At 33.6% G+C, this 11,242-nt stretch carries 12 protein-coding genes and 1 rRNA gene; 7 read left to right on the forward strand and 6 right to left on the reverse strand.

The annotated features are described in order from the left end of the window. Positions 1–149: 149 nt before the first annotated feature. Positions 150–1,130, reverse strand: a complete 981-nt coding sequence (locus BLQ56_RS20175; protein WP_090858859.1) for a Gfo/Idh/MocA family protein — start codon at positions 1,128–1,130, stop codon at positions 150–152. A 204-nt stretch (positions 1,131–1,334) separates the two neighbouring features. Here BLQ56_RS20175 and BLQ56_RS20180 point away from each other — a divergent pair, with 204 nt between their 5' ends. Further along, entirely contained in the window at positions 1,335–2,162 is an 828-nt protein-coding gene (locus BLQ56_RS20180) for an undecaprenyl-diphosphate phosphatase (protein ID WP_476638780.1), read from the forward strand. 95 nt (positions 2,163–2,257) lie between these two features. After that, complete coding sequence (locus BLQ56_RS20185) at positions 2,258–3,274, forward strand: DUF1646 family protein (protein ID WP_090858862.1); 1,017 nt, start codon at positions 2,258–2,260, stop codon at positions 3,272–3,274. Positions 3,275–3,344: 70 nt separating this feature from the next. Here the strand turns inward: BLQ56_RS20185 and BLQ56_RS20190 are convergent, their stop codons facing one another. After that, entirely contained in the window at positions 3,345–3,749 is a 405-nt protein-coding gene (locus BLQ56_RS20190) for an SET domain-containing protein (RefSeq protein ID WP_139163130.1), read from the reverse strand. 193 nt (positions 3,750–3,942) lie between these two features. Between BLQ56_RS20190 and BLQ56_RS20195 the strand changes: the two genes are divergently transcribed. Further along, a complete protein-coding gene (locus BLQ56_RS20195) occupies positions 3,943–4,365 on the forward strand; it encodes a universal stress protein (RefSeq protein ID WP_090858868.1) in 423 nt (140 codons plus the stop codon). 267 nt (positions 4,366–4,632) lie between these two features. Here BLQ56_RS20195 and BLQ56_RS20200 read toward each other — a convergent pair whose 3' ends face one another. Continuing rightward, a complete protein-coding gene (locus tag BLQ56_RS20200; RefSeq protein WP_090858871.1) occupies positions 4,633–5,499 on the reverse strand; it encodes a permease in 867 nt (288 codons plus the stop codon). A gap of 16 nt (positions 5,500–5,515) precedes the next feature. Continuing rightward, complete coding sequence (locus tag BLQ56_RS20205; protein ID WP_090858874.1) at positions 5,516–5,701, reverse strand: hypothetical protein; 186 nt, start codon at positions 5,699–5,701, stop codon at positions 5,516–5,518. Positions 5,702–6,016: 315 nt separating this feature from the next. Between BLQ56_RS20205 and BLQ56_RS20210 the strand changes: the two genes are divergently transcribed. From BLQ56_RS20210 to BLQ56_RS20220, 3 genes are all read left to right on the forward strand, one after another. Then, positions 6,017–7,060 (forward strand): FUSC family protein, encoded by a 1,044-nt coding sequence (locus tag BLQ56_RS20210; protein WP_238457331.1) that lies wholly within the window; start codon positions 6,017–6,019, stop codon positions 7,058–7,060. 66 nt (positions 7,061–7,126) lie between these two features. Then, positions 7,127–7,777: a hypothetical protein gene (locus BLQ56_RS20215; protein WP_090858877.1), complete on the forward strand. Its 651-nt coding sequence runs from the start codon at positions 7,127–7,129 to the stop codon at positions 7,775–7,777. A 33-nt stretch (positions 7,778–7,810) separates the two neighbouring features. Continuing rightward, positions 7,811–8,371 (forward strand): redoxin domain-containing protein, encoded by a 561-nt coding sequence (locus tag BLQ56_RS20220; protein ID WP_090858881.1) that lies wholly within the window; start codon positions 7,811–7,813, stop codon positions 8,369–8,371. A 59-nt stretch (positions 8,372–8,430) separates the two neighbouring features. Here the strand turns inward: BLQ56_RS20220 and BLQ56_RS20225 are convergent, their stop codons facing one another. After that, positions 8,431–9,507, reverse strand: a complete 1,077-nt coding sequence (locus BLQ56_RS20225; protein ID WP_090858884.1) for an inorganic phosphate transporter — start codon at positions 9,505–9,507, stop codon at positions 8,431–8,433. A gap of 188 nt (positions 9,508–9,695) precedes the next feature. After that, the gene (locus tag BLQ56_RS20230; protein WP_090858887.1) at positions 9,696–10,805 is read right to left on the reverse strand and encodes a D-alanyl-D-alanine carboxypeptidase family protein; all 1,110 of its coding nucleotides are present in this window, start codon (positions 10,803–10,805) and stop codon (positions 9,696–9,698) included. A gap of 330 nt (positions 10,806–11,135) precedes the next feature. Here BLQ56_RS20230 and BLQ56_RS20235 point away from each other — a divergent pair. Then, a 16S ribosomal RNA gene (locus BLQ56_RS20235) occupies positions 11,136–11,242 on the forward strand; the annotation flags it as partial.

The raw sequence follows: 11,242 nt of genomic DNA on the forward strand, positions 1-11,242 counted from the left end.
TACATGAAGGACAAGTATTTCTGAAAAGCAGAAATTTCGTCTTTATTGTACCACTCCTATTGTGATTCTGACAAATAACTATCTATAAGAAGAGCGTCATTTGCAAAAATTGCCCTCAACTCTATTTATCTCATTGCCTTGGGAGAATATTAAAACGAACTTAGGCTAGTAGGTAGTCCTTTTTCTGTACTTATTAATGCACCGACAGTCGCTACTTGTGTTTTATATGCATCATCATAAGTTGAAAGGATACCCGATTTGTCTCCTGTTAAAATAGCGTTAATAAATGCACGATTTTCTGCTATATAAGGATTACTATGATCAATATACTCAACTGTCTTAGCGGTTGTTTTAATTGATAATTTATCTGGTGTCCAATCAATTATTCCTTTGTCAGTATAAAAAGTTAGGCCAGTTTTTGATATTCGATCTGGTAGAATACATGTGTTGGAAATATTGGCTACCACTCCGTTTACAAGTTTCAAATTAACTGTACCGACATCCGCCACACTGACTGCTTCAACCTTTTGATGCATTACCTTATTTCCATAGTAACCAAATACTTCTTCTATTTCCCCGCATAAATAACGGACTAAATCGACGATGTGAGTAGATTGTTCAATGAACTGACCACCTGATCCGTCTTGTTGCCTCCACCACGATACCATAGGCATACTTCCAGACCATTGCCCCAATACCATACCGAGCTGTTGCTCTGCTAAAATAGACTTTAACATTTGAATAGATTCCTTATATCTGAAATGGTAGCCAACAGAAGTAATCAGTGATTTTTTCTTTACATCTTTTAAAATAGAAGAAGGTGTATCGAGATTTGTTCCTAAAGGCTTCTCTACAAAGAAAGGAATATTTCTTTTCACTAACTCAAGCTCAATTTTCCCATGGGCCATTGGAGGTACACATACATAGACTGCATCCAACTTTTCAACGTCTAACATCTCGACAATGTTTCCATAGCCTTTTACATCATTGAATTCGCTTCCAAATGCAACGGCCTTTTCCTTACTTGTTCCACAAATAGCCTTAATCTTAACCTCACTAAAATTAGCTAAAATGCTACTATGAAGTTTGCTGAAATGTCCAGTACCTACAATGCCGATGTTTAATGTCATAATAATTCCACCTTTTATTATAATTATTGAACGACCAACCCTATCTTATTAACTAGTTTATCGTATTTCGATTAAAATTAGTTATTAAGCTATAAAAATATTATTTTTTCCTTCTTCCAAAATGGACTTATATTGATTATGATAGTCGTAATCATTTTTGAAAAAGATTTAAAAATGAAACGGACATATAGGAGTGAGAATCTTTTGAGTTTATGGGAGTTTTTTGTTGCGCTTGTGCTAGGGATTGTTGAGGGACTTACTGAGTTTGCTCCAGTTTCCTCTACTGGACATATGATTATCGTGGATGATGCATTTTTGAAATCTAAGGATTTGTATTCTCCAGAGGTTGCAAACACGTTTAAGGTTGTCATTCAACTAGGATCGATTCTAGCTGTCGTTATTTTATTTAAAGATAGAATTATAAATTTACTTGGCTTTACTAAAAAGAAGAGTACTGGTCCACGATTGTCATTATCCCAAGTGCTTGTAGGCCTAATACCAGCAGGAATACTTGGTTTGTTGTTTGAAGATTATATTGATGAATATTTATTTTCAACAGAGACTGTACTTATCGGGTTAGTCGCAGGTGCGATATTAATGATAATTGCAGATAAATTTGGATCGCTTTCGAAAAAAACTCCAATAGAAAGTGTGGATTTAATCACTTATAGACAAGCGCTTCTTATTGGGTTATTTCAATGTATTGCATTATGGCCGGGCTTTTCCCGTTCAGGCTCCACGATATCTGGTGGTGTTTTATTAGGGTTGAGTCACCGTGCTGCAGCTGATTTTACGTTTATTATGGCTGTACCGATTATGCTGGGGGCTAGTGCTCTTTCACTAGTGAAGAACTTAGCTTATTTCACACCAGAAGTCATTCCGTTTTTTATTGTCGGTTTTGTTAGTGCCTTTATATTTGCTTTACTTTCCATCCAATTCTTCTTATCTCTAATTAATAAAATTAAGCTAGTTCCTTTTGCTATTTACAGAATTGTTCTAGCAATCGTTATCTTTTTTGTATTTGTGATTTAAATTAAGCTACTAGGAAAGATTGTCCTTCTTTATACATATACATATTAAATCCCACATGTTTTCAAGGGAAGTTTATATGTATGGAGCGGGTAAGCATGGTTATAAGTTTAATACTCATCTTTATGCTTGTTCTAATACTGCCATTAGTGGTGAAGAAAATTGAACAAAATTTAGAGATCTTTTTATTCCTTACAGGGATCGTTACAGCTTTGATAAGTGGTGTATTGGAGGGTTCATTATTTATCAAAGCTGCGGTAGATCCTATCAACATATCATTAGCTGTCTTAGGTGCAGGATTATTATTTAAATGGTTTCATGCACCGCTAACAAAAGGAATAGTCGGTCTCAGTCAATTAATACCGTATAGGTTATTTATTGCTAGTACTGTCATTGTGTTAGGTATTATTTCTAGTCTCATAACAGCTATTATTGCAGCACTTGTTTTAGTGTTGATTGTGACATCACTTCAACTTCACCGTAAATCTATGGTACGTCTTGTTGTCATATCGTGCTTTTCAATTGGTATGGGTGCAGCTCTTACGCCACTAGGTGAACCTCTATCCACCATTGCAATCAGTAAATTAGATGAGGATTTCTTCTTTCTGTTAGATCTTCTCGGAAGCGAAATTATATTTGGTATAGTAATGTTAGGCGGACTAGCTTCTGTACTGATTAAAAAGTCTAAACCAATAGAAAATCTTGAAAACAAAAAGAAGAATTCCGAAAACTATGAAGAAATTCTCCTTCGAGCTTTAAAGATTTATTTTTTTGTAATGGGATTAACATTTTTAGGTTCAGGATTCGAGCCACTGATTAATAAGTATTTTATTGGATTAAATCCTATGTCTCTTTATTGGTTAAATATGATATCAGCCGTATTAGACAATGCGACATTAACAGCGGCGGAAATTAGTTCTGTGATGAATCAGATGACTATAAAAGCAATTTTATTAGGTTTACTTGTAAGTGGTGGAATGCTTATACCAGGAAACATTCCAAATATCATTGCAGCTGGTAAACTACAAATTACTAGTAAGGAATGGGCAGTCTTTGCATTTCCACTTGGCTTATTTACAATGATTATATATTTTATCATCCTCTTTTTTGTCTGAAAAAGAGTAAAGTTTCTCATGAAAAATTAAGAAGCTGTCCCCAAATAAAGAGGGGACAGCAACTTTCAAACTATTTATCTTCTTCTTCTTCGTTTTTCTCGTCCATATTAAACCAAAGAGGATCATCAATATCAACTTCACCATTATAATTAATTAGGATTTCTTCGCCAGCTTTAATATCCTTATAAGCAAAGAAATCAAAAGTATGATTATCAAAATTAATATCATAAGTAGCATTTGGTTCATAAGAATGGTTAAATAACATACCATATCCTAGAAGCATAGCCGTATGGTTAATGCCATATTCAAACGCATAATCAGCAAGTAAAGTTTGCTCGATATGTACATGCTGCTCATTTGGGTAGGCAATCACTGGTGCTTCATGAATCAATTGTCCTTTTTGTATATCTTGTGTTGCGAAAACACCTCTGTTGAATTCCCCGTCACTAAGTGTAGACGTTTTTACTTCGATCATATTTGTCACCCTTTTAATTAAATAATAAATACATGCTTCTTAGCTTGACAGTTTATCATCATGAAAGCAACTATTTAATCAAAATGATACATAATTACCAGTGAAATTTATTTGTGAACAGTTTGTGAAAGCGTTATCACGTTTTAAGGGAAATATTGTATAATAGTATGAAGTGGAGGAAGGGGGAAACAAGGTGTTCAATAATATACTTGTGCCAGTAGATGGATCATTACATTCCCTAAGAGCAGCGGAAAAGGCCATTGAACTTGCTAGAATTGATAATCATTCATCATTTATTAATCTTCTTTATGTCGTGGATGGAAGCACCTCTAAATACGATGTTTTACGTAATTGGGATTTATTAGAGGTAACAAATAAAAGATTAGCGAAATTTCAAGATATTGTAGATAAAGCCAATGAAGCTGGAATAGAATACGAGTTAAAAATTCTTAGAGGAGACCCTGTTTCTCAAATATTAAAGCATGCGAAGCTAGTTAAATCTGATGTAATTGTTCTCGGTAGTAGAGGATTAAATAGCTTGCAAGAAATGGTTCTAGGGAGTGTCAGTCATAAAATTGCTAAAAAAGCAAAGTGTCCTGTCATGATTATTAAATAAGTAAATAAATAGAAAACGACGGAGGAAAATAATGCCTACCGTCGTTTTAAGGATTTACGTCTAAGTTTTTATTTGGATTTTGCGTTGCAGCTATCATTACTTGTTTTTACACTACATTCTTCGTTGACTCCGACAATATCACTAGTGCACTCTTCTTTTACTTCCTCAAAGATTAAATTACAGCATTCCGACTTTTTAGCTTCTTTTTTAAACAATTTAAACATATCCAGTTTCTCTCCATTCTATAGGTTGATTTTCGTATTAATGTCACAAAAGGTAAAAGATAAAGCCTGAGATCGTTGACATTGTGATGACTGAAAGAACAAAAGTGATGACCAACTCTTTTTTGAAAATGGACTTTAATAGAATGACTTCAGGTAGACTTGCACCAGCAGAACTAATCATCATCGCCATGACAGGTCCTAAAGCCATGCCTTTCATAATTAGAATTTGTGAAATAGGGATCATGCTAGATAATCTGATGTAAAGAGGAATCCCAACAATAGCAGCGATTGGAATTAACCACCAATGTTCTCTACCAAATACACTGGAAATCCATTCAGTTGGCACTAATCCATGGATTACAGCTCCAATGGCAGCACCTATCAATAGATAAGGGTATACGCTTTTCATTAAATCAAGTGTTTCTCTTAGTGCTGACTTAACATTAAACTTTTGATTTTGTTCCTCATATCCTTTCATGACAACCTTTTTTACTGACTTTTCAAAACCCAGTCTCTCTAAAGTAAAGCCTATTATAATGGATAAGATGGTCGTTACGACTGTATAAATGATTGTAACTTTCCATCCAAGAACAACGCCCATAATTGTAATGATTGTCGGATCAAGGACTGGTGAGGCGAATAAGAAGATCATTACGATACCAAAAGGCAATTTTTTCTTTAGCATGTTAACAACGACTGGAATGGTAGAACAAGAGCAGAACGGTGTGATAAAAGCAAAAAGGATTGCTGCAGCTGCGGCTATTGCTTTGTTCTTACCAGCTAATTTCTTCTCAATTTTCTCGTATGGAATATATCCTTGCAAAAGGCTAATGACAAATGAAATGACGATGAATAGTATTGTTAATTCAACAGCAATAAATAGAAAACTTTTAAGGACATCTATCCACATTTTCTGGTCACCTCTTTTAATTAGTACAACACTGAGTTTTAATTTGTTGATTTTTTGTTGATTTTTGAATGAACATTCTTATCGATTTTATTAATCGATTCTCATATCTTAAAGCTTTTGATAGGTAGAAATTTTGAGCTTCTAATTCAAATTCTTCTCTCTTACGTTTTGCAACCTTTTCTAAATCTTGATTAAAATACATGCAGAATCACTCCTATTAAATTTTTATAAATCAAAAAAAATTGATTTATTAGTTGAAAAAAGATTGGTTGATTGTATGTTTATTTGTTATGTTAAATCAAATATTCTTGATGTATTAATCATATATCCAAAATTTACATATGTCAATCAATTAATCAAAAAAAATTGATTAATAATATAAACATCAGAAGCTCGTATCTGTTGAAACTAATTGTGATTCTAAGTGGATATCGATATAATTAATGAAAATTGTGGTTTTATTGTAAGTAGGGATTCATAGTTGTCCTTGTCACAGAAGGTAGGAGGTAATGAACATTTGATTACTTTAGGTCCGAGAGCATTAAAGACTGGAATCGCAGTCGCAATTTCTTTATACATTTGTGCATATTTTGGGTTAGAACCAGCTATTTTTGCTGGAGTAGCAGCGATTTTTACAATTCAGCCATCCATATATAGAACATGGCGACAAATGCTTGATCAATTTATAACAAATTCACTCGGTGCAATTATAGCTATGTTTGCGTTAATTTTCATTGGAAACAATCCAGTCATTATAGGCTTAATTTTAATTATTGTTATCTTAGTTTGCGTTAAATTTAAGATGGAGACAAATGTAATTTCACTTACAATGGTAACAGTACTAGCTATTATGAGTGCTCCAGGAAATGAAGATTGGTTATTTGCCTTAAATCGCTTTTTAATTATTTTAATTGGGATGGTAACAGGATTTACAATTAATTTATTAATTTTACCGCCAAAATTCAATACGAATTATTATCAAAAATCTAAAGATGCTTTTAACAAGCTCTCCTTGCTATTAAGAACTGCGATATCAAATGAATTAACTGAGAAGACATTTAGAGAAAATTGGGACAGCTTGCAAAAAGATCTTCAGAAATTAGAGGAATTGTATAAAATGTTTGATGAAGAACGCTCTAAAATGTCAAAGGTCAATCGTTTGAATGTGCGTGAAATTGTAGTTTTTAAGCAAATGCTCAAAACCTTACAGCAAGGTGAAAAAGTACTAGAGTTAATAGAAGAGCACTATTTTCAAAGTAAATCAAATGAAGATGAAGATAAGCTATTCGACCATTATCTTGAACAATTAATAAAATGTCATGAATATTATCTTTTGAAGTACGAGGGTAAAATTAAGGAAGGCGACATTCACACTGTTACGATTCATGAAGAAGAATTAAAATTATTTTTAGATTCATTAGTCGATAGTTATAAGAATGATAGTGAACAAAAGGTGCGAATATTAGCTGTTGGGTTTTCGATTTTCGAATATGCATTTCAACTTCAAAGGCTAAATCATTTGTTAGAAAATTACCTGAGAAAAGAAACAGTAAGTTCCTAGTTTTGAAACAAGGGACTTATTTTTTTATTATAAAAATATGACTAACTTTTTTGAAGGAGTGGACAGATGACGGTTGTACAAATAGGATCTTATGCCATTTTGCTTAAATGGATTATTTTAGCTATTTCAATACTACTAAGCCTAGGCTTGTTAAAGGTACTACTTCATACATATCAATTAAATAAGAAGAAGGAGATCTTCGACTTATTTACAGGGACTTTATTTTTTGGTTTTTTATGTTGGAAAGGTAGTTTATTCTTGTTAGATCCTCAGCTTGTGATTAAAAGTCCTCTATCATTGTTGTTTTTTACAGGTGGGACTAAGGGCTTAGTTATTGCTGTTATGCTTTCTATTATTTTTATAATTTACAAATCGAAGAGTATTGGCATAGATGATTCAATTACAATCGGCCTTATTTTAGGCTTTGGATTTACGACATTTGGAAGCTTTCATGTGTTCCTGTCTTTACTTGTGGATGAAAATGCTCTTTTGAATTTTTTTGTAGGTATTGTTGCATTAGTATGCATAGGTTGGATATTACTAATGTTGCGGGGAAATAAACTTAAACTTAAGCATGTTTTTACAATTACAATCTTGTATTGTTTTTATTACTTAATATTGTCTATTTTTATCGTTGGCTCCTTCTCGATCGAACAATGGTTCTTTATTGGGGTAATTGTTGTTTCGCTTTATATGTGGGACAGGAAACTTAACTAAGACTAATCAGTGACCAGAAAAGGAGTGGAAATTGTGCTAAAGAAATTAATAGTTGTCATTGGACTTATTGGATTAACCATATGGGGCATTTATAACCATAATGAATCATCTGATACTGTTCAAAGTCATTCGCAAGATGTTCCAGTAAGTAAAACTATAAAAATTGGACTTCAAGAAGGGGATTTAGCTCCTGATTTTGAATTAGAAACATTAGATGGACAACTAGTAAAACTTTCTGAACTAAAGGGTAAGAAAATCATTCTTAACTTTTGGGCAACATGGTGTCCGCCATGTAAAGCAGAGATGCCACACATGCAATCTTTTTATGAAGACCAGGATCATGGAAGTGTTGAAATACTTGCAGTCAACCTCACAAATTCTGAGCAGAGAAAAGATGCTGTTAATAAATTCGTTGAGCAATACCAATTAACCTTTCCTATTCTACTAGATCAATCAGGTGAAATAGGTGATACATACAGAGCCTATACCATCCCAACTAGCTATTACATTGACTCCAGTGGAATAATTGTAAAAAAAATAATAGGTCCAATGGATAAAGAAATGATGAATGAAATGATAAAAAGTATCAACTAAAACAAGGTGCCAGGCACCGGTTCTCAGTAAATAGTGAGAATTCGGTGGTGCCAGGCACCTTAAATCTTATCGTCATTTAGTGTTCTTTTTTCTTTCCGAACGAGTTTAATTAAATACATTGAGCCCACCGTGGCAATTAGAGTACTAAAGATTACTAGTATATTATATAAATTATGTTGGGTGAACAAATTGATTAATGAATATGAGACAACCAATGATGCTAATGGTGAAATGACCCACACCATGGCAATGCGTTTAATTACATTTTTTTGTAACACTTTCAAGCCATCTTTTGCAGTTCCGACCCCTAGAATTCCACACGTTGTTACTTGAGTAAGTGGGATTGGTAATCCAAATAAAGAGGCAATTACAACTAATCCTCCCCCGGTAAAGGAAACAGCGCTCCCTTGTAGTAGAGAGAGTTTTGTGATCTTTTTTCCATTTGTTTCTAACACTTTGCCTCCTAATAAAATAGCTCCAATAGAAGTAAATATTGCACCTAATAAAATCCCTTTTTCTGTTGATAGTATACCAGCCCCAACTAGTGGACCAATTGAATTTGCAACATTATTCATTCCTGCTGAGAATGCTTCAAAACAACCTCCTATAATAAGAAGTGTTGATAACCATTTAGCCCACTTTCCTTGTCCTTGTAGCTGTGGCCAGCGTTTCTCAACATAGTTGATCATTTTTCCAAGTAAAAGTGTAAGAAAGAATGAGACTACCGGAATGATTATCCAGAATGAGATAATAACTAATAGTTTACTTGTATAAACTGCATGGTAGGCTGCCCCAACACCCACAATGGAACCGACAGTAACCTCGCTTGTTGAAAGTGGAATACCAATCAAGTTTGAAAGAAATAATGTGAAGGTTGCTCCAGCTAGAATGATTACAACGACACTTACTGTTAGCGTATCGGAAGGGATAATCCCATTTCCAATCGTCTTAACAACTTCTCCTCCACCAATTACTGCTCCTAAAAATGCAGAAATTGCAACTAGTAATAAAGCGAGTTTTTTATTTTTTATTGCACCTGATCCGTACGGAGCCCCCATTGAAGCAGCAGTGCCACTAGCACCGATGTTCATTGCAAAGAATAGAGCAACGGCAATGGCCACATATGTCAATATCATAGGACTAACCCTTTCTACTCTTAAAGATTTTCATTGTTAATGCAGGTAAAGATAAAATTTATATAAGTATATGTTTAAAGTTAGGTTACAGTGAACTTTATTTTGAGTATAGAAATTTGGGGAGGAATTTAATTTGCAGAAAAAAAAAGTCGCCCAACTGGACGACTTTTTGAAGTGTAATGGTTCACTTATTTAAAAATAATTTTAAACTTGTCCCAAAAATTCTTAGAATTACCTTCTACCTTTATCTCCTTTATATAGAGAGGGACAGTTCCTATTTTGTTGTCTTCTATAGATATATCGATTTCTCCAACATTTAATAAACTCTTTTGTTTATTAGGTTTCTTTGTATTCGGTTCTGAAACCTTTAAAACAATTTTGTTTAATTCATCCTTTTTCAAAGGATAAAGAAAGTTCTGTTTGATTAACAATTTATCTGTATAAAAATCATCCAAAAGATTAGGTAGGTGTTTTTTATTAAGGATATCAACAATTTGATACTCATTAAAAGCTTGGTTATATAAACTCATATGGTCTTTCCAGTCATTACGATCATTTATTGTTACCGCAATTAATTCAAGATTGTCCTTTTCAGCAGTTGTGACAAGAGTTCTTTTTGCTCTTTGTGTATATCCTGTTTTGCCACCTGTACAATGAGGGTATAGTTGTGTTAACAATCTGTTTTTGTTTTGCCATGTTACCTTTCCATGTTTACTAAGGGAAGTGGAGGTATGTGATTTAGTTCCTGAGATTTTTGCATATGTGTTGTTTTGCATTGCATAGCGTGTTAATAATGCCATGTCATACGCAGAAGAGTAATGATTTTCATGATCATCTAAACCATGTGGGTTAGAAAATACGGTTTGAGTCATTCCTAATTCCTTCGCTTTTTTATTCATTAATGAAACAAAATCTTCTAAACTTCCCCCTACATGTTCGGCTATTGCTACAGCAGAATCGTTACCAGAACGTAACATCAGACCGTATATTAAATCCTCTAGTTTAGCTTTCTCCCCTGGCATAAGGTAAAGGGAAGAACCTTCAGTTCCTGCTGCATTATTACTTATCGTAACTGTTTCTTCCAGTTTACCGGATTCAATCGCAAGTATAGCAGTCATAATTTTCGTTATGCTTGCAATTCTCATTTGAGCATGCGCATTTTTTTGATAAAGAACCCTACCTGAATGCTGTTCAATAAGAATTGCGCCTTTTGCTGAAATAGCGTGACTCGTTAGTGGTGAAGAAGTTATTACGAATAAAGTAATAAGGATGGCTAGGGATGTTTTTAGTAGTTTCATTCGTATCTCCTCTCCAATATTATTTTTAACATTTATAGGTTTTCTTTTATTTCTATTAGTATGCATTAGCTAAGAAGGAAAAAGTGCATAATTTTACCATGTTGTATATGTTGACTTCTGTGAAGTTTTAATGGTAAGATAACTAAGTCGCTAAGAGAGACAAGTGATTGATTTAATTCACTTTAGTTACTTTTAAAAAACTATTTGACAATAACTTTCACAAGTGATATATTATTAATCTGCTTCAAGAAAGCTCTTTGAAAACTGAACACAATAAACAAACGTCAACGTTTTAATTTAAGTAACAAAACTATTGAGCAATCAATACTCTTTTTGGAGAGTTTGATCCTGGCTCAGGATGAACGCTGGCGGCGTGCCTAATACATGCAAGTCGAGCGGATCTAAGGGAGCTTGCTCCCAAAGATTAGCGGCGGACG

The organism is Litchfieldia salsa (genome assembly GCF_900104555.1).
Classification (GTDB): domain Bacteria; phylum Bacillota; class Bacilli; order Bacillales; family Bacillaceae_L; genus Litchfieldia; species Litchfieldia salsa.

Excerpts from the sequence above, each read along its gene's own strand:
- BLQ56_RS20215 (WP_090858877.1), top strand. The coding sequence starts at position 7,127 with ATGACGGTTGTACAAATAGGATCTTATGCCATTTTGCTTAAATGGATT.
- BLQ56_RS20230 (WP_090858887.1), bottom strand. The coding sequence starts at position 10,805 with ATGAAACTACTAAAAACATCCCTAGCCATCCTTATTACTTTATTCGTA.
- BLQ56_RS20225 (WP_090858884.1), bottom strand. The coding sequence starts at position 9,507 with ATGATATTGACATATGTGGCCATTGCCGTTGCTCTATTCTTTGCAATG.
- BLQ56_RS20175 (WP_090858859.1), bottom strand. The coding sequence starts at position 1,130 with ATGACATTAAACATCGGCATTGTAGGTACTGGACATTTCAGCAAACTT.
- BLQ56_RS20205 (WP_090858874.1), bottom strand. The coding sequence starts at position 5,701 with ATGTATTTTAATCAAGATTTAGAAAAGGTTGCAAAACGTAAGAGAGAA.
- BLQ56_RS20200 (WP_090858871.1), bottom strand. The coding sequence starts at position 5,499 with ATGTGGATAGATGTCCTTAAAAGTTTTCTATTTATTGCTGTTGAATTA.
- BLQ56_RS20190 (WP_139163130.1), bottom strand. The coding sequence starts at position 3,749 with ATGATCGAAGTAAAAACGTCTACACTTAGTGACGGGGAATTCAACAGA.
- BLQ56_RS20185 (WP_090858862.1), top strand. The coding sequence starts at position 2,258 with ATGGTTATAAGTTTAATACTCATCTTTATGCTTGTTCTAATACTGCCA.